We start from the raw sequence: 19,172 nt of genomic DNA, 5'->3' as shown, positions 1-19,172 counted from the left end.
GCAGAAAATCTCGATCCCATAACCCGAAGATTCTGGTTGGTGAAGTTCAAATGAATGTCAAATGTCAAAGCTCAAAACTGAAAGCCCCATTTGGGCATTAGACAAGACCGATAACCGCCGCCGTTTTTTCCATCTCTTCCCCTAATTCCTGGGCGCAGGAGTCCATAAATTTTTCTGAGAGTTGCGCCATTTCCAGGAAGGTTTTCAGGGTAACCGCATCTGTTTCATGGAAGTCTCTGCCTATGCCGTTATGCAGGCTGAGCAGGTCGCACAGGTGTATGATAGCGCCGAAATCCTTAGACCCGAACCTGCCTTCAGGCCGGTGATGCATACGAATTCCTCTCACTATGTTATCAGGTAGATTCCAGGTTTCCATAATCTGTGCGCCTAGTTCGGCATGATCTATCCCTAATATTTCCTGCTCTGCAATGTGAAACGGCACATTGGCCTCTTGAATCCGGCCGATTACCTGTTGATAATTATCTTTCATATGGTTGTCCAGGATCACTTTGCCTATATCATGGAGAAGGGCAGCGGTGTAAAGGCCGTGGTCAGGAGAAGACCCCATTTTTTTGAGAATGATTTGTGATAGAAGGGCGCAGGCGATAGCATGTCGCCACAGTTCGCCTTTTTTCATGTTGTATCCTTTATGTTCGTTACGGAAAAGGTGGATGCAACTACTGATCATAACTAATTCTGCGAGTTGGTTTTGTCCTATGAGGACAATAGCTTCGACTAATGAGTCAATGCTGCGTTTGAACCCAAAATAAGCCGAGTTGCAAAGCCTGAGGACATTGGCGGTTATGGACTGGTCGTGACGGACTACTGTTACGATATCAGAGGCTGAGGAATCCGGGTCATTGACCAATTGGAGAATCTTTCGGCTGACCTCAGGAAGGGGCGGAAGCTGGTCTATGGATTTTAAGACTTTGGCCATATCGAACATGGTGGCTGTTATTCTCCTGTGAGTGCACTTTAATTTCTTATCGGAAGGCGAGTGGGAATCCAAAAATATCTTGACCAGCATCATTCAATCTAATATAACCCTAATAAGAGACTTAAGTTTGATGGTCTTATAAAAAGTCAAAATTACCGCAGAGGTCGCCGAGAACGCCGAGATAACATATTAAACAGTTTAAAGTTTTTCTCTGCGGACTCTGCGTGCTCAGCGGTGAAAAGGCTTTTTTACGAATTGCTCAAGTTTAGTTTCAAACTCTATGGTTTCGTCTGATGACTGATTCACCTAGGGGAGGATGCCTTGCCGGTGCGTAGGGAAAAAATAACCCCTGAGGAATTTATAAAGTTATTTACTAAGAAGGCGTTGGAGCGCGGTCAATTTGCTAAAATGTATGAGGAGCTTGCAGCGGCGATTCCCGAAGCAGAATTATCGGATAAACATTTTTGCGAATTTTTAGTTTTATCGGTATTTATTGATTACCTGTGTCTCAGGTGGACTTTTAATGGAGAAGCAGCGACTAAGCTCCGTGATTTGTATGTAAAAAAAATAATGTCCGAACCAGGCAAGGCAAGACCTGCCTATGGTAAGTCGGGGCCTGTAACTTGCGAAAGGGAGTTTAAACGTATATTGGATGAAAGGTTCAGTGAGTATCAGCAGGTCGCTTCCGGTATCAGTTGTATCAATATTGATACCCAAAAGACCCTGGATAGTCTCACGAAGTTAGGGGAGACCTTTTCCAGGTATTTTATAGGGCATGAGAGACTGGAAACCATACTCAAGGTCAAGTGGTTTTTCTTAATGAAAGAGGACATTCTTTACGAAAAATTCCTTAAAGGCATAAAGCAAGACTATGAAGTTGTGTTGTAACAAACTCTTTCTCCTACGGTCGAAGATGTCCGCCTCTGGCGGATGTGAATCTACGAATTCCCTTTTTTACTCCCGTGTCCTGCCTACGGTAGGCCGTGGCCTGCAATTCTTTTTTCCCGCTGGTTGGTTATTCTTCTAGAAGGGTGTGTTATCTCCTTATATGAAGGACAGGGTTTCCAGTTACCATCCTCATCTTGGGGGGCTATGGATAATTTTTTTTGCGATCGTGGTTTTGTTCGCCGTAAGGGAATTATTGTCTCTCTTTGGGTTGGGACTGTTTGTCCGCCCGGCAATGGGTATAATCATAGGGAGTATTACCACCTTCTTTTTACTGGTTAGCCTGATCCTCAGGAGATGGGCGCATGTCCAGTCTGTATGGTTTAGACCGATTCCCGCAGATGAAAAGGCCAGGGCCGAGGTAGCAGCGGCCCTGGCTAATCTTCCGCCGAAATGTTTCGCCTTCCATAATTTAGTTTTTAAGGATTTAGATATCGATCATCTGGTCTTAACGCCGCAGGGATGTATCCTGATTTATACCCGTGGTATCTCAGGACGGCTGTATAGTAATGGTAAGCGTTTGCAAATAGACGGTAAAGAGGCCGATGTTTTAATTGAGGAAATCTGGCACAAGGTACATTTATTTCAGGAGCTTATACAGAAGGAGTTCCGGAAGGATATTGATATGTTTCCTGTGCTGTGCCTCCCGCGCATGTCTATAGAAGCTCCCATTACTGTCAAAGGTGCGGCCGTTGTTGACCTTAAACTCTTGCCTGAAGTTATTGGCGCTTATCAGGAAGAACTGTTGGATAAGAGCTTTCTTTTTATCTTGAGTGGTTTTTTGGCCAGACAAAGAGGCGGGGTGTAAAATCAGTAGTCAGGAGACAGAATACGGAAGTTAGAAGACGTCAGAACGTTCGATGTTCGAAACGTTCGAACGACTCAAACGTAAGAGAATGCTTAAAGCTAAAGGCTGGTGATGGCCTTTCGTTTGTACATCAACCTTTCCCGGATACGTTTTAATTCTTTCAACTGGTATCGTAAGGCCCGGCGCCGGTGTATCATTTCTCTGAGACCGGATATCTTTCGACTGAGGTTCGGGAAGAGGTTAGACATGGTCTTGGTTTCACCCGGACAGTTTTGTGTAGTATGAACAAGCCTTCAATATTCTTATCGGTGAAAATGACAAAAACATGAATTTTCCGGAGGCGCTCCGCCTGTCCCGGATAGGTATTTTCATCCTTTCCCCTTGACATTACGAGGATGATATCTTTAGGATTATAGTATCTTTTTGATCCCGGGGAAATTTCATGGGAGGTTGACACAAATGGTGGCAGAAGTTTTAAAAAATTTGATTTGGCTGGGGCACGCCGCCTTTTTACTCGTTAGCGGCGGCAAGGCGATTTATTTTGATCCTTTTCAGTTGCCGGCAAATAGCAGGCCTGCGGACATCATATTTATTTCCCATGAGCATTTTGACCATTGTTCGCCGGAAGATGTGGCCAGGATTCAAAAGGCAGGGACGGTTATTATCACCGATAAGACCTCGGCGGCCAAATTAAAGGGCAATATCAATGTGGTAAACCCAGGTGACAAAATTACAGCAGACGGTCTCCAGGTGGAGGTGGTTAGCGCTTACAACTTGAATAAGAAATTCCATCCCAAGGCGGCGGGCGGCCTGGGATTTATTGTCACTGTGGAGGGTGTTCGTATTTACCACGCGGGCGATACGGATTTTACCCCGGATATGAAGACCATAAAGGCTGATATCGCCCTTCTGCCGGTTTCCGGCACCTATGTCATGACTGCCGAAGAGGCGGCAGAGGCGGCCCTGGCTATCAAGCCTGCCGTAGCTATTCCCATGCACTATGGATCTATTGTCGGCACGGAGAGTGACGCCCAAAAGTTCCAGAAACTTCTAAAGGGTAAGGTAGAAGTGCGTATATTACCGAAAAGATAGCCACAAAGACACAAAGGTCTGCACTTATGTTTTAAATAATTTCCTAATTTTTTGGTGTCTTGGTGTCTTAGTGGCTGGATAAATGCTCCCGCATAATTTGTACACCCGCACTTGTGCCGATACGAGAAGCCCCGGCCTTTATGAAGGCCAGGGCTTCAGAGGCGTGGCGAATACCTCCCGCTGCCTTGATTTTCATGCGGCCGCGGCTAATCTCTGCCAATAAACGCACATCCTCAAGGGTCGCTCCGGCCTTGCCCAGTCCAGTGGAGGTCTTAAGGAAGTGGGCGCCGGTTTCCAGCAGGGCGGCGGCGGCTTCTCTTTTTTCTGATCCGGTCAAATCGCATAATTCCATGATGACCTTAACGATCATATCAGGCGCGCCCTGCGTTACTTCCCGGACTTCCTGCACCATCAACGGATAGAGGCCATCCTTTATCCAGCCGCGATTTATGACCATATCAATCTCCTTTGCGCCGTCTTTCCGGGCCGTTTCCGCCTCTTTTACCTTGATGGCGGTTGTGTTATAGCCAAGAGGAAAGCCAACGATCGTGCCTGTGGCAACGGACGTGCCATTCAGTATGTCTGCGGCCAGGGATACATAGCAGGGCGGGATACAGACCGAGGCAAACCGGCATTCTACGGCCTCTTCACAGAGCCGGGTTATCTCTGCCCGGGTGGCGGTTGGTTTAAGCAGCGTGTGATCGATATATGAGGCAAGGGGAATAACCTGTGTATCCATTTCTTGAGGCCCTCTAAATTGATACAGTCTTTACAATGTCAGATACTTGGATGTAAAGAAGAAAAATCTGGAGTTTTCCGACTTTTTAAAGAAGGATTCCCATAATAGGACCTTATTGATAATTTTGCATTTTTTAGGGAACTTCCTAGTCTCTTCGCTTCACGGCTTGCGCAGCGACCCTTTCGGGGCTCGCAGTTGGGGAATGGTTGCCCCTTCCAGCCACTAAAGGGCTGGCTTTCCCCTTCCTGCTCGCCCTCGATGGGTACCCCGCTGCTCCAGCAAGTTTCGCTCAGAAACATAGGTGTTCCCTAAAAAGTCGGAAAACTCCAGTAAAAATATTTTGACATCCCGGCAGGGTTTTGTTACCTCTCTGGTGGGCAGTTGTATTTTCCAATACAGGAAGGATGCATGGTATGCTGGACTTAAAGTTTGTACGCAATAATATTGATCTGGTTAAGGAGAAGCTCCTGCAAAGAGGCTCTGACCTTTCTTTGGATGAATTTATAACCGTGGATGGTGACCGGCGCAAGATCATCCAGGATGTGGAGGACCTGCGCAACCGGCGCAATTTCGTTTCCAAAGAGGTGGGGCGTCTTAAGAAAGAAGGGCAAAAAGCGGAACACCTTATGGAGGAGATGCGGGTCGTTAACGACAGGATTAAAGAGATGGAGACAGTTCTTGAAGAAAAAGAAAAGGCCCTTTCCGCGATTATATTGTCTGTTCCGAACATCCCTCATCAGGGAGTGCCTATCGGAAAGGACAGCAGTGATAATCCGGTTGCCAAACGTTGGGGTGATATCAGGCAGTTCGATTTTGAACCAAGATCGCACTGGGACATAGGCGAGGAGTTAGGCATCCTTGATTTTGAACGAGGGGCCAAGATTTCCGGGGCCCGGTTTACCCTATACAAAGGTCTTGGGGCCCAGTTGGAGCGGGCCCTGATCAACTTCATGCTTGATCTTCATACCAGCCGGCATCACTACACAGAGGTCTGGCCGCCTTTTATTGTGAACGATACGTCCATGACGGCTACCGGCCAGTTGCCCAAATTTAAGGAAGACCTCTTCAAGCTGGAAGACCGGGATTATTATCTCATCCCTACGGCGGAAGTGCCGGTTACCAATATCCACCGGGACGAAGTACTGGAGGAGAAGGAGTTACCCAAGCGGTACGTGGCCTATTCTGCCTGTTTCCGGGCCGAGGCGGGTTCTTACGGTAAAGATACACGCGGCCTTATCCGTCAGCACCAGTTTAACAAGGTTGAACTGGTTAAGTTTACCACCCCGGAGACATCATATTTAGAGCTGGAAAACCTGCTCCTGGATGCGGAAGAAGTCTTACAGCAGTTGGGGCTCCCTTATCAAGTGGTAGAGCTTTGTACCGGCGATCTCGGTTTTTCCGCAGCTAAGACGTATGATATTGAGGTCTGGCTGCCCGGTCAGGGGACCTTCCGGGAAATATCTTCGTGCAGCAACTTTGAAGACTTTCAGGCCCGCCGCGCCAACATTCGTTTCCGGCGGTCGGGCAAGACAAAGACGGAGCTGGTGCATACCCTGAATGGATCAGGCGTGGCTATCGGCCGCACCGTAGTAGCTATCTTAGAAAACTACCAGCAGGCGGATGGCAGCGTGGTTATCCCGCCGGTTTTAAGGCCTTATCTCATGGGGAAGGTGCGGATAGAAAAAAGCGCCTGATCTCTTCTAAGTTATGGGTGAGACGGGTTTGGGGAAGACTCTGTAGGAAGGTGGCGCCATAACCCCGTTTCAGGGTGCGCACGTCCAGTATGGCCAGAAGCCCGCGGTCATTACTCGAACGGATCAGTCTTCCAATGCCTTGTCTTAAACTGAGAACGGCGAGGGGCAGTTGATAGTCTGAAAAGGGATTTTTCCCCTGCCTTTTCAACCAATCGATTCGCCCCTTCATGACCGGATCAGAGGGGACGCCGAAAGGGAGCTTGTCTATAATAACGCAACTTAAGGATTCTCCGGGGACGTCTATCCCTTCCCAGAAACTGTTTGTGGCCAGGAGCACGGAATGAACGTCTCTCTGAAATAGTTCCAGGAGAACAGGGCGTGGTTTTTCCCCCTGCATTAATAGCGGAAAGGGAAGCCTGTCTTTAATGAGATGGTAAACTTCCTGCATGTTGCGATAGCTGGTAAAAAGGACTAAGGCCCGGCCGGAGGAGGCATCCAGGATGGTTTCTATTTCCCGTGAGATGGCGGCGCAGAAGACAGGTGACTGCGGTTCTGGAATATCTTTTGGGACGTAAAGAAGGGTTTGCCTGGCATAATCAAAAGGTGAGGGGATGTTAAACTCTATGGTTTCTTCATCGAGCCCCACGCGCGATTTGTAAAAGTCAAAATTACCCTTTACGGTAAGTGTAGCCGACGTAAAGACAAAGGCCGGCAGATGGCTATAGAGTTTAGCCTGAAAGGCAGACGTAACGTCAAGGGGTGACGCCGCCAGCACGACGGAACGATCTTTCTTTTCCAGCCAGTAGATCATATTGGGATCTTCCATGGTGGCGATAGCGGTCATATCCCGGGCTATATCAAAGAAACGCCGGCTTAGAGGGGCAACCCCCTCATTCTTTGCGGACAGGTCTTCCATGGCCCGGCCCTGCTCGGCCAATTGCCGGGTTATGGCCTCCTGCAGAGTGCCCAGAACCGGTTCCCGGTCAAGGGGGCGACGGATGTTGACCCTTCCCTCGGTGATCGGCAATAGATTAAAGAAGGTTTCAACGCGCTCGCGCAGTTGAGCGAGCTTTTTGAGACAGGCCAGTTTTGCCTTTGAGGCCAGCAGGCCGGTGTTTATCTCCTTTTCGGCATCCCGTATGAGGTCGGAAAGGCGATGGGCGCTCACGGAGTAGCCCAGATAGGTGGTGGCCACGTCTTCGATATGATGGGCCTCATCAAAGACGACCGCCTCATGCCGCGGGATGACCTCGCCATAACCGGAGTCACGCACTACCATGTCGGAAAAAAACAGGTGGTGATTGACCACAATGATATCTGCCCTGGCCGCCTCTTTGCGCAGGATGTTTATATAACAGGATTCCGCTTCGGGACAGGCCGAGCCCAGGCACTGCTCAGCCGAGGAACTGATGTCGTTCCATAGAGGATGCTTGTCCGGGAGCCAGGGCAGTTCAGCCCGGTCGCCTGTTTTTGTCTCTGCTATCCAGGCATTTAATCGCGGCCAGAGGTCGAGCTGCTCCGAAAAGGGAATGTCGCTTTGCATCTGGAGGTGTTTCCATTTGTGCAGGCAGAGATAGTTCTTTTTACCCTTGAGGCATACGACGGCCAGCTCCGGAAAGAGATGTTTCTGAAGGAAGGGGACTTCCTTGGATAATATCTGGTCCTGTAAATTTTTTGTGCCGGTGGCGATGACTACTTTGCGCCCGCTTAAGGCCGCCGGAATGAGGTAGGCCAGGGTCTTGCCGATGCCGGTTCCGGCCTCCACCAGGAGTCTCCCCTCATGGATAAAGACGTCGAGCACAGCCCCGGCCATCTTTTCCTGGCCGGCACGGTGCTCAAACCCAGGCAGAGATTTGGCAAGCAAACCATCCGGGCCGAAGATATCGGTTATTTTATCGGTCTTTGTGTGCACCATTATTTAATGTCAAATGCTAAAATCCGTAACACGTTAGCTATTTGAAAAGAGCTAGTCGTCCAGAAAACAGCGCCTCAAAAATCCCCCTTTTTCAAAGGGGGAAGTGTTTCTCCTCCCTTTGGAAAAGGGAGGTCGGGAGGGATTTAAGGATGCTTTTTCAAACAGCTAAACTGTTACTAAATTTCAAATGCCCAAATGTCAAAGTATAAATTTGGTGAATAGATTTGATATTTGAACTTTGGGCTTAATTTGTCATTTGGGCCTTGTCATTTGTTATTTTATCTCATGTGACTTTTGTATGGCTGTAAAATACAATATCAGCCTTATCTTTACCGGGTCAATCTGCCTTTGCCGGGCGAGCATCTCCCGGTAAGACAGGAGTTGTCCATGGTAAAGCATCTCCTGTTCCTTTAAGAATTCTTCAAGGCCGAAGCTTGACGGCAAGGGAGTGGTTTTGTAGTCAACGAGCCACCAGTAGTCTCCATCGAAGACTACACGATCGATGATGCCGCTTCGTACGGTCCCTGTCTTACGCCCCAGCGCATCTACGGCCGGCTGGTCTTCGATCATCCACTCGCTGGCGGCAAAGGGATGATCGGTACGTAGAATGTATGCGCAGAATTCTTCCTTCAGGCAGGCCTCAAACTCGGCCAGTATGCCTTTAGCTGATCCCTGAGACGTATGTTTATCTACCCCCTCAGACAGCATGGCGGCAGCTACGGCCCTTTCTGAGGGTAGCCCGGTTCCTTTTGTTGCCAGATGTTCAAAAAGGCGATGGATTACCGTTCCACGGGCCAGGTGGTAGTCCGAAATCTGTAGCGGATGTGTATTAAATCCGCTCTCCCGCAGGGGCATTTCTCCCTTGAGACTGGAAGGGGAAATTACCTGATAAGGCAGCCTTTCCGGAGTAAAAGGAATAGGCGCAGGGACTTCTGACTTAATTGCAATAGCCGGGGCTGCCACCTCTGTTGCGGAGAGGACAGGGTCTGATATGGATTCAACCTTGGTTTTCAGCCCAGTGTGTGCCAGGAGGTAGGATAAGAAGGAGTTTTTCGTGGCCGAAGATTCGCCGTCTCGTTCTGTGACCAGGCCGCTCAGGTAAAGTTCCTTTTTAGCCCGGGTTGCAGCTACATAGAAGAGGCGTTTAGATTCAGCCAGTTGGCGTCTCTTCCAGATGTCTTTCAGGAGGTTATAGGTCTTATCCTCTTTTTTAAAGCGCCGGTCAGGGCTCAGGGCAATAAGGTGCTCACCTGCGGAGCCGGGCAGGCGTTCCAGGAGATAAGGCGGCGAGTCTTTACCGCTGCCCCCTAATGGGTTCCAGTCCAAATAGGGAAGGAAGACGGCATCAAATTCCAGACCCTTGGCACGGTGGACAGTCATTATCTGTACCGGTGAACGAACGGAGAGGGGATCCGGCGGGGCATAGGCGGTTTCCAGTAATAAGTTAAGGCGGGAGAGGGTCTCTTCCGGGATACCGGACTCAGCATCCGCCAGGATTTTTAGAAACTGGCGACAGTTTTCCACCCCTGCCGGCCCAAACCTGGCACATACTGCAGCCGGGCCGTTTACGCTTTCCCATATTGTACCTACGACCTCGGTTAGTGGCCGACGTCCTATTTGTGGTGAGTAGAGGGCGATGGATTCCCACAGGTTTTTTAATGCTTCCGGGGCGACGGCGCTGTGTTTAAACCTTTCGATCTTTTGTGACCAACTTATTCCGTTCTGTCTGGATACCTCATAGAGGATATCTAAACCTACCCAGCACCAGGCGGAACGGAGAAGCGAGGCCCAGACCAGGTCATCGTGGGGCCTTACCATGGCCAGGGCCAGGGAATGCATATCCACTACTTCAGGGCGTTCTTTTAGTAAAATTCCCTCTTGAACCTGCACCTGAAGGCCCTCTCCGGTCAGGGCCTTCAGATAAGCAGCCAGATAGGTGCGGGCTGGAAGCAGGATGCCTATGGTTTTACCGTCACAATTTGCCGAAAATCTTTTTACTTCTCCAGCCAGCCAACCTGCTTCCCGGAATCTGGCTTCATTCGGCGAGCCATCATTTTTGGTGAAGGTCGCCAGGACAATTCTACCCCTGCCTTCTTTGCCCGGTGCGGGTAGAAATGCCTGGTAAGGCACTTCATCCACTTCTTCGTCCGGACGGGCCATGACCGTCTGGCCGAAGACTTCATTCGTGAAATCGATCAATTTGGCACAGGAACGAAAGTTTGTGGTCAAATTGACAGGGGTGAGTTTTAGATAGCCCTGGCCGGGGATGGGGATGCCTTCCCTGGCCTCCATAAAAATGGAGACCTCGGCCTTGCGAAACCCATAGATAGACTGTTTGGGATCGCCGACGATAAAAACAGTGCGGCCGTCGCCCGGTTGCCAGCCGGCGCAAAGGTGCTGCAGGAGATGCCACTGGTTGCGACTTGTATCCTGGAATTCATCAACAAGGATATGCTGTATCTTCCGGTCGAGAAGCAACTGGAGATCAGCGGGGGTATCTTCACCGCCAAGGGCACGCAGGGCTGCCAGTTCCAATTCTACATAGTCCATAACCCCGCGCCTTCGACATATTGCGTCATAAGCCCGCATGGTTTTGCCGACCATAAGGATAAGGTCAAAGAGCGCCTCCGGGTCGGTAAGCGGCGTATCAGGCAATGGCAGTTCCCTAAGTGAACGGAGTTGTGAAGCCACCCTTTCCGGCAAGTTCCTGATACATTCTGCCCAATGCGTTCCTCCAAAGTTTTTGCAAAAACCGTCTGTGATCCTGAACTGCTTCCGGGGCTTACCGTCTTTGGTGAGACATAAGTTGGCTATGACCAGCCAGTCCGGCAGATCATCCCAGGCTGAACCGGGGATGGAGGCCGGGGGGGGTGAGGAGGGATTATTTTCATGCAGGTGGGCTTGAAGAAAGGACCAGTTAGCGCCCAGTTCCGTAGCCGGAAAAGAGCTTCGCAATTCTGCCAGTCTGTAGGAAATAAAGGCGCTCAGACGTCCGGCCAAGGCCCGGGCAAGGCGATCTTTATCCGGCACTGCTTTTACCTCGGTGATAAGATCGGCCAAGAGGTCTCTCCTGGCAATGAGCTGCCTTAGTTCGGCCTCCAGGGCAGGCCAGTTGGTGTTCATGTGGAGGAGACGCTGTTTCAGCGCCTGACGCAGCGGGTCGTCCGGGTCCATGGCGAAGATTTGTTGCTGAGTATTTCGAACGGCCTCGGTGAGCAAATCCCCCTGATCTTCGTCCCCGGCAACAACCGCATCAAAGGGTACCTGCGCCTCCCAGGGGGATTGTCTGATCAGGAGGAGACAGAAGCTGTGAAAGGTCATGATACGGAGGCCGTCCGGGGACTTAAGCAGGTTGATGTGAATCTTGTGTCTTTTTAATGCCTCCTGCGCATGGGGCAAAAGGCTGTTGATCCAGGGGGCATCGGGCGATGCACCCTTTTCCGCCTGGCGCAAAAGGGCATTAATCCGTTCCCGCATCTCATTTGCCGCCTTATTGGTAAAGGTAAGGGCCAGTATCTCATGCGGATGATCGACTACGGAAAGAAGACGGATAAACCGCGCGGTTAAAAGCGAGGTTTTACCTGCGCCGGCCGGGGATTCGACGTGAAAGCTTTCGGCCGGAGATAAGGCGCGGGTGCGGGCCGCTATGTCCACTGGCTCTCTAGACATGGCAATCGGTTACCTCACCGTTTTCTTCCTCTTTTTTCCAATAAGTGCAAAGCGTCAGGTAAAGGCAGTACTGGCAGGCCCCGTTCCTGTTGCCTTTAGGTATTGGTTTGGGATCAGCCGGGAAGTTACCGGCGCTAAGCCGTTGGCCGAGACGGGTGATCTCTTTTTCCCAGGCGGAAAGGCAGGTCTCCCAACCCGCTTCGTCTTTGACCGGTTCACCGAACTGGACTTCTCCCTCAGATTTCAGGCTGATATACCCGGCCGTCAAGTTTTGAAATGAAACCGGCAGGGAAATCTTTCCACTTCGGAGGGCCAGAAGATACAAGGGGAGCTGAGGGGAGAGAAAGTGGGTATGTATATCTGCGGGCGGAGGGGCGCTGCCGGTCTTATAGTCCCAGCAACATATCTTGTGCTCCCCATCGTTTATATCTATCCGGTCGATGCGGCCATGGACAGTAAATGGCCAGGGGGCGTTTTGCAGGCTCGAAAAATTGGCCTCTTCGAGGAGCCAGCGCCAGCCTTCCTCTTTCCGCTTTCTTTCCAGGCAGAGCCAGGTGGCCAGTAGTCCTGACCAGCGTTCCCTTTCAATCTGCCAGTATGGATTATCTGTGACGCCGGCCAGCACCTCAGTTATACACTCTTTCAGTATGGATTCACTTTGTCCTGCGTCGGTAGGGGAGACAGCCTGCTTCCGCATCCGGCCTGTGAACAGGGCAAAGAGCCGGTGCAGTCTGTTCCCTTTTTCCTGTGGTGAGATACCGATAGCTGGTTCCGGAAGCTCACTTAGCCGCAATACGGTATCGGCAAAAAACTTAAAGGGGCAGGATATGGCTTTTTCTATAGCAGTCACTGACAGTTCATCCGGAAGGGGCGCCGGTACAAACGGCGTATCTTCAGTCGGGTAGGGGATCGGGTGGTCCCGCCAGCCTTCGTGGGCCTGGCGTAACCATCCGGCCCGCAGAGAGGCCTGCCCCGGCTCCAGCCAGTAGTTAACCGCGGCATTTTCTTCACCTTCCGGCCAGAAAGGAGATGCAGGCAGGGGATCGCTTTTTTCTTCCAAAGGGCGGGTGAGGGTGATGGCCGGGGCCGCCGTCATCAAATGGGCGAAGGCCTGCTCAGCAAACAGATGCTGACTCTCAATTGTAGCCCCCTGTACCAGACCTTTCTCTTCTCTGGTGAGCAAAGGAAAGTGGCGTACCGGTTGGGGGAGGCTTCCGGCTGAAAGGCCAACTACATAGAGATGATCAAAAGACAGGCCGCGGGACTCGATGAGACCAATGACCTGGATACCTGCTTCTTCGTATCCGGGGACATTGACTTTAGTCTCCTCGAGGGCATATTTAAGCCACGCATAAAAGGTATAGGCGTCTATTTTCTCCTCTCCCAGGTCGCAGGCCAGTGCGGCCAGATTTTCCTGGAGGTGCCGGAATACCCTTTCTTCATCTTCGTTATTTATAGCCGGGAATTGCGTTATATCCCACAGGCGGTAAAGCGTTTCAATCCACCCGGCTCCTGTTCGTTTCCCCGTGAGACTTTGAATAAGGCGGGCCAGGTCATGGCCGGGGGGGTGGATAACTGATAAGATTTCCGGCCTCTTTTTTTGCAGGATATACAGTAGATCACCGAGACCCTGATCGATAGAGTATTCGCGCCAGACACGGTCCGCTTGGGCAAGGATATTCCGGTGGCGGTCCCAGAGGCCATAGTAGGGTGAAAGCAGCAGGGAAAGAAATGAAACTCGTTTTTCACCATCGAGCATAAGGCGTAAGGGTAAGAGGGCAGCCTGGGTCAGGGGTTGGCTGAAGAGTGATTCTCCGAGGGAGATATTGTAATTCCCCCCTTCCCCCCCTTTACTAAAGGGGGGGAAGGGGGGATTATCTCCGTTGTTCTTTGTGCCTTCTTGGGGCATGAATATTTCACCTTTTTCGGCAGTGGGGCTGCCGACCAACTCCTGGAATACCCGGGATAGAAGAGGCGCGTAGGCGCTCATGTTGGGTACGACTACCCCGATCCGGTGCAACGGCGTGTCCTGTGCCTTTTTCAGTACATCCTGGGCCAGCCACATGACCTCTTGCTCCACGTCCGAGAGGCTCACGGCCTTTATGCAGGGTGGTTCGTTTGATTCTGTGGAGCAGATTACAGCCCCATGGTCTTTAGCCAGGCTGGTCAGGAGGTCGTTTTCGACCGGCGCCGGAGATGCAAAGCCGGCGCATAGAATTTGCTCAGGCAGGGCACGGCTACCGTCCTTTAATTTATCTTTTATAAGAGCAGGCAAAAAGGCCGGGTGGACGCAGCCTTTTGTCCTCAGGCGGCCTTCGAAAATTTCCATGACCTTCTGCCGCCATTCAATAAGGGGAGAGAGATAATCCCTGGATAGTGGCGGTATCTTATGGCGGATGATTGCAGAGTAGGTCTCATCAAGAAGCCGATATAGTCCAATGTCAGATTCCAGGTCTTCGGGCAGGGCTGTTTCCTCAACCGCTTCTTTCCAGAGACAAAGGCGTGCTATATCCGAAACAATACATTCCTCCGGCCAGGATTCAAGCCATGTCTCGTTTAACCAGGAATTCAGGGTTACTATCTTTGGTGGTAACCAGGCCCGCCGACCCTGTTCAATTTGGGCCATACGGAAGGCATGGCGGAGCCGACGTGCCAGACGGCGACCCGGGGTGAGGATTAGAGTCTCCTCGTCGGCCTTTTCTATGATTTTAGCCTGTAGTTCTTGGGTGGTACGAGCGGTTAAGTAGCCCGTTTGCATCAGCATTTACCGTTCAGCTTTCAGCTCTTCTCAGGATGAAAGGTACAATATCACAGGGGTAAAAGCAAGAGAGGTCAGGTTAGTGAACAACATATACGGGCAACAAATGGCGCACGATGAAAGGACTGCATTTCTCCTTGACTCCAACCAGTCCGTATGATTTATAAATACATTATAACCAACTCTGCCTACTCCGATTAGTGGTCGGTTTGAGCGGAACAGGCAAATAGAAGGAGGTATCTGACTCCTGTTCCACCTGAGGTTAACGTGCCGGCAAAATATCTAAATCCTGATGGCACAATAAATTGTTGTGGTTGCCATGGAACGCACCCCGGTATCCCAAAATTATTCTGTAAATAGGCAAAGACCACCGGACGCTCGTGCGGAACGTGCTGAGATTCCTTTAATTTTTTGTATGCTTCAAAGGGGTATATGTTATAATAGATGATAACAACTTAAAATAAAATCCATACATATTAAATATGTTATGCACGTTCTGCATGAACGTCCCGTTTCCACGTTTCCACGCGTTCAGAGGGATCTTTTTGATTGAGGCACAAGCGTGATAGAGAAGATCGAACCCCTCCCAAAGATTCCAGAGGCACTCCGCCTCGCAGCGCTCCAGAGGAAGCTCATTCCGTTTATTGGCGCAGGGGTTTCGCAACTCGGAGGCTGCCCAAATTGGAACGAGTTTGCAGATGCCGCCCTCAAGTTCTTCGTTGATAAAGGGAAGTTGAGTCATGCCCAACTGGACCAGATCTCTTCCCTTTCCTCTCGTGTGAAGTTGTCTGTTGCCCTTGAATTAGAAAAGCAACTTCCCATCGAATTCAAGAAATTGCTCGAACCGTCGTCTATGGCTAAGAAAAAAATTGGGGACGAGGTCTATGCGAATCTCTCTAAACTTGCGACCACGTTTGTTACTACTAATTACGATGAGTGGCTGGACCAAAATACGCCGACGCCTTTTCGTGCTGATGAGTCTCCTTCTCAATTAAATCCACAAAACACATCTCGCTATCCTTTCTACAAGCGCAACGATATCTCTGTCGAGAACTTGGATGTCCCGAATGCCGTGTTCCACATCCATGGTTCTATCCGTGATCGTGAGAGCATGGTGCTGACGACGGTCGACTACCTCGATCGCTATTCAAGTCATCGAATTGACGGAAGAGAGAATCATGAGAATCCTTTCCTGACATTTCTTCAGACACTTTTCCGGTTGAAGAATGTTTTATTCATCGGTTACGGCCTCAACGAGTTGGAAGTTCTCGAGTACATAGTTGAGAAAGGTCTCGAGAGGCTGCCAGAAAACAATGAGGAGCCAAGACACTACGTCTTGCAAGGTTTTTTCACTCACGAGTTAGAGCTTGCACGGAGTTTGGAAAGCTATTTTCATCAATTCGGGATCGGGTTGCTTCCATTCTCGCGCGACGAGCGCGATTGGGATCAACTGGTTGAAGTCATTGACTACCTTGCCCGGAAAATTCCTCCTGGTCCGCCGTTGAGTTTGCCAAAGCGCCTCGAAATGGAGGAGCTACTATCGTGAGTCCAGTATTATCGACAAAGCAAAAGTTGTTTATCAATCGCATGACTGAGAATCAAGAACAAGCGAAGTGGGGCTTTGAGATTCTACTCAAGCGTCAGGATTTCGCTGACTTCTTTGATCATCTAAGAGATGCTAACCTTTTCTCTCCAGAGTATAATTCTGGCCCGGTTCCAGCCGAAGATCCTGGGCATGTGCGAATCCCCTATTGGAGTGCGCTGGACTACTTGGAGGCAGTTGCAAAGCAGGCTGGGGACAACAATGAGATCCAGTTAGCACAGAAGGTGATGGACGTCATTCGTTCCGTAAGTAGCTATCGTGACCCCGATGGTAGAAGTCGTGACAACTATCACACCTATCGTAAATTTGCCGAAATTCTCGGTCTTGTACCAACTGCTGCAATTACTACAGAGGATCTCCGTCTCATCCCGGTCTGGCTGAGCAGCAAATACGACCGAGGCGTGGTTGGACATGCGCTTGATCTGGGAGCACTAAGGCGGTGGCTCGCGAGCGATACGCCTGGCGATTGGAAGAAAGCTATTACAATACTTGATTATTGTACGGCTATTCTTTGGGCCGAGGAAAAAGGCCTTGGTAAAGGGCGCAAGAAGCCGGTGTCAGTTGTTAAGGATTACTGGCTGAAGGAACTGATCAGGCACCATGCAAGTACCTTCGGCGTTAGAGCAGGGAGGGAAGCAGCTCAGATATTCTGCGACAGGATTCGCAAAGTCTTTGGCGAAGAATTTGGTGACCTTCCGACATATTTGAGCTGGCCCGCCGTTGAGGATCATCCGCAGAACCATTCATGGGACAAAGTTGTCAATGCTATGGTTGAAGGTCTTCGGGATGTATTATTGTCTTGGGTTGAAGAGGAGCCAGAGGGTGCCGCGCCCTTCATTGAAGAGATCCTTAGAGATGAAAACGAGATGGTGCGTCGGATCGCCATCTATGTCCTCGGCCAACGATGGTCGGTGTTGAAAAACCTCTATAATAGGATAGTTAGTTCTCAACTCTTTGATTCAAGAAATATCCATGAACTCTACCAGTTACTCAAAGAGAGATTTTCCGAGTTCAGTGAGCCAGACAAAACCGCCACTCTTGAAGCGATTCGCCAGTTGTCACCACTACCGAATCATGAAGATCGGGACAGATTCCTGAGGCGCACTCAGCGAAACTGGTTATCAGCAATTGCAGGCAAGGGATATGAACCGGCTGATAGCTGGTTCAAGGAACTCGAAGCTGACCAGAGCATAGGCAAGTTGTCAAAGCATCCTGATTTTCACTCCTATATGGAGACATGGTGGGGTCCTGGCCCTTCACCATATACCATACAAGAATTGCTTGCGTTTGCAGAAGAGGGCAGTTTGATCAAAAGATTGAATGATTTTCAGCAATCCAGTGATTGGTCAGGCCCATCTACTCCATCTACGAAAGCTCTTGTCGATACGCTTGAGGAGATTGTGGGGATCAATCCCCGTATATTTCTTGACCTCCTACCAGCATTCCTCGAGGCCAAACGGCCATATCAGTATGGTATTATTAATGGTTTTAAACGTCTCTGGGATATGCCTAAGGATACACGGCAGGATCTTGACTGGAACGTAGCATGGGAGCGATTGATCCATTTCTTCGAGCAGCTACTCGATGATACTGATTTCTGGGCGGAAGAAGTCGTCGATGATCATGATTTGACTCCTACCCGCAACTGGATTCCGCCAGTAATTGCTGAATTTCTTCGTGCTGGTACGAGGGATGATAATAATGCCTATTCACCAGACCTTCTCTCCAGTGCATTTTCGTTAGTAAAAATACTACTAGAAAAATTGAAAGCAGTTGATGATGCGAAGGAAGATGCCATGTTCCAAGCCATCAACTCACCCAAGGGTAAGGCGATTGAAGCACTTTTCAGTCATACGCTCAGGGTATGCCGTATCAGCGACAAAGAGCGGGGATACCATACTGGGGTTTGGGAGGTTATCAAGCCAGTCTTTGATTCAGAACTGGCAAAATGTGAGAACGCCAATTACGAATTTTCCACTTTGGCTGCGGCCTATCTCGCAAATATCGATTACATTAACCCTCAATGGCTAAAGGCAAGTATTGACAGAATGTTCCCAAAAGACTTTCGAACCAATTTTGTATGTGCCATAGAGGGGCTGGCGTATGCCTCAGCGTCTCACTTGATCTATAAGCTGTTACTTGAGCATGGAGTCCTGGACAGGGCGTTGCGTTTAGAACCAACTCGGCGGCAAGCTCGCGAAAAACTCATTGAAAGGGTTGCACTTGCGTATCTCTGGAGGGATGAATCGTTGGATTCTCCTCGCTTATCTTATCTGTTCGAGCCCGGCCAGAATGAGGATCTTCAGGATGCAATTGGGTTCTTCTCCAGCGCAAGACGACAGAAATTGACGAAAGAACAAATCGACCGGATCCTCCTTTTTTGGGAAAAATGTGTGACCTGGGCAGAAGCTTTGACCGAGCCTCCAAAATCACTTCTATCGAGGTTGAGCCTATTGATCTGTTATGTAACGACACTTTCAGATAAAGAAATCAAACTGTTGTTAGCTGTGGCGCCGTATGTAAACGTTGAATATAACGCCGACACTTTTATTGAAGAACTCGATCGCTTGGTCGAGCAAGATCCTGCAAGAATTAGCCTTGTGTTGGGAAAGGTTCTCGATGGATATGAGCCGGACTTCGATTATGAAGATCGGCTGGAGAAACTGCTGATCAAATTGGCAAAGAATGGCAGAATAGATGATGCTCTACGTTATACCGACCGCATCAAACTTCCTGGTATGGTCAAGCTATTTAAGCAATTGACAGAACGGGGTAATATAACGTGAGCCCCAGAGGGAAGCTAACGTTCGTGCGGAACGTGCTTGACGTGCGGGTGCGTTTACGAAATATCGGAGGTTATGCCAAGATTGGCGAGGTTGAAACCCTTTGGCATCCAGTATGAGGTATAAGGTTACAAAACTGCTATGAAGGTTCTCCACGAAAGCGAACATGTCCTGTATTCCCCTTGGCTTTGGGTTATTAGCTTTCTGCTGTTTCTAGAACCCTTATGGT

The 19,172-nt window shown here is 49.9% G+C and carries 12 protein-coding genes; 6 read left to right on the top strand and 6 right to left on the bottom strand.

Annotated elements, in window-relative coordinates; translation table 11 throughout:
* Nucleotides 1–97: 97 nt before the first annotated feature.
* On the bottom strand, nt 98–937 hold the full coding sequence (locus PHT49_07055) for an HDOD domain-containing protein (protein ID MDD5451637.1): 840 nt from the start codon (nt 935–937) through the stop codon (nt 98–100).
* Nucleotides 938–1,258: 321 nt separating this feature from the next.
* Between PHT49_07055 and PHT49_07050 the strand changes: the two genes are divergently transcribed.
* Together PHT49_07050 and PHT49_07045 are read left to right on the top strand one after the other, a co-directional pair.
* The gene (locus PHT49_07050) at nt 1,259–1,825 is read left to right on the top strand and encodes a hypothetical protein (protein ID MDD5451636.1); all 567 of its coding nucleotides are present in this window, start codon (nt 1,259–1,261) and stop codon (nt 1,823–1,825) included.
* 160 nt (nt 1,826–1,985) lie between these two features.
* Nucleotides 1,986–2,690 (top strand): nuclease-related domain-containing protein, encoded by a 705-nt coding sequence (locus PHT49_07045; protein ID MDD5451635.1) that lies wholly within the window; start codon nt 1,986–1,988, stop codon nt 2,688–2,690.
* Between the two features lie 98 nt (nt 2,691–2,788).
* On the opposite strand, the gene PHT49_07040 is transcribed toward PHT49_07045, so the two are convergent.
* Nucleotides 2,789–2,938 (bottom strand): hypothetical protein, encoded by a 150-nt coding sequence (locus tag PHT49_07040; protein ID MDD5451634.1) that lies wholly within the window; start codon nt 2,936–2,938, stop codon nt 2,789–2,791.
* A gap of 211 nt (nt 2,939–3,149) precedes the next feature.
* On the opposite strand from PHT49_07040, the gene PHT49_07035 reads away from it, so the two are divergent.
* Nucleotides 3,150–3,782, top strand: a complete 633-nt coding sequence (locus tag PHT49_07035) for an MBL fold metallo-hydrolase (protein ID MDD5451633.1) — start codon at nt 3,150–3,152, stop codon at nt 3,780–3,782.
* A gap of 67 nt (nt 3,783–3,849) precedes the next feature.
* On the opposite strand, the gene deoC is transcribed toward PHT49_07035, so the two are convergent.
* Nucleotides 3,850–4,521 (bottom strand): deoxyribose-phosphate aldolase, encoded by a 672-nt coding sequence (deoC, locus tag PHT49_07030; GenBank protein ID MDD5451632.1) that lies wholly within the window; start codon nt 4,519–4,521, stop codon nt 3,850–3,852.
* 413 nt (nt 4,522–4,934) lie between these two features.
* Here deoC and serS point away from each other — a divergent pair, with 413 nt between their 5' ends.
* The gene (serS, locus tag PHT49_07025) at nt 4,935–6,215 is read left to right on the top strand and encodes a serine--tRNA ligase (GenBank protein ID MDD5451631.1); all 1,281 of its coding nucleotides are present in this window, start codon (nt 4,935–4,937) and stop codon (nt 6,213–6,215) included.
* Here serS and PHT49_07020 read toward each other — a convergent pair.
* The 3 genes from PHT49_07020 to PHT49_07010 form a co-directional block, all read right to left on the bottom strand.
* On the bottom strand, nt 6,181–8,130 hold the full coding sequence (locus tag PHT49_07020; GenBank protein MDD5451630.1) for an ATP-dependent DNA helicase: 1,950 nt from the start codon (nt 8,128–8,130) through the stop codon (nt 6,181–6,183). The two genes, serS and PHT49_07020, sit on opposite strands and share 35 nt — an antisense overlap.
* A 273-nt stretch (nt 8,131–8,403) precedes the next feature.
* Nucleotides 8,404–11,799, bottom strand: a complete 3,396-nt coding sequence (locus PHT49_07015; protein ID MDD5451629.1) for a UvrD-helicase domain-containing protein — start codon at nt 11,797–11,799, stop codon at nt 8,404–8,406.
* Entirely contained in the window at nt 11,792–14,557 is a 2,766-nt protein-coding gene (locus tag PHT49_07010) for a PD-(D/E)XK nuclease family protein (GenBank protein ID MDD5451628.1), read from the bottom strand. The genes PHT49_07015 and PHT49_07010 overlap by 8 nt, the downstream gene beginning before the upstream one ends.
* Nucleotides 14,558–15,119: 562 nt before the next feature.
* On the opposite strand from PHT49_07010, the gene PHT49_07005 reads away from it, so the two are divergent.
* On the top strand, nt 15,120–16,103 hold the full coding sequence (locus PHT49_07005) for an SIR2 family protein (protein ID MDD5451627.1): 984 nt from the start codon (nt 15,120–15,122) through the stop codon (nt 16,101–16,103).
* Nucleotides 16,100–18,946 (top strand): hypothetical protein, encoded by a 2,847-nt coding sequence (locus PHT49_07000; GenBank protein MDD5451626.1) that lies wholly within the window; start codon nt 16,100–16,102, stop codon nt 18,944–18,946. Before PHT49_07005 ends, PHT49_07000 begins: the two co-directional genes overlap by 4 nt.
* The last annotated feature ends 226 nt before the right edge of the window (nt 18,947–19,172 follow it).

Source organism: Desulfovibrionales bacterium (assembly GCA_028715605.1).
Lineage (GTDB): Bacteria > Desulfobacterota > QYQD01 > QYQD01 > QYQD01 > QYQD01.
This window is presented reverse-complemented; position numbering and strand designations above follow the sequence as displayed.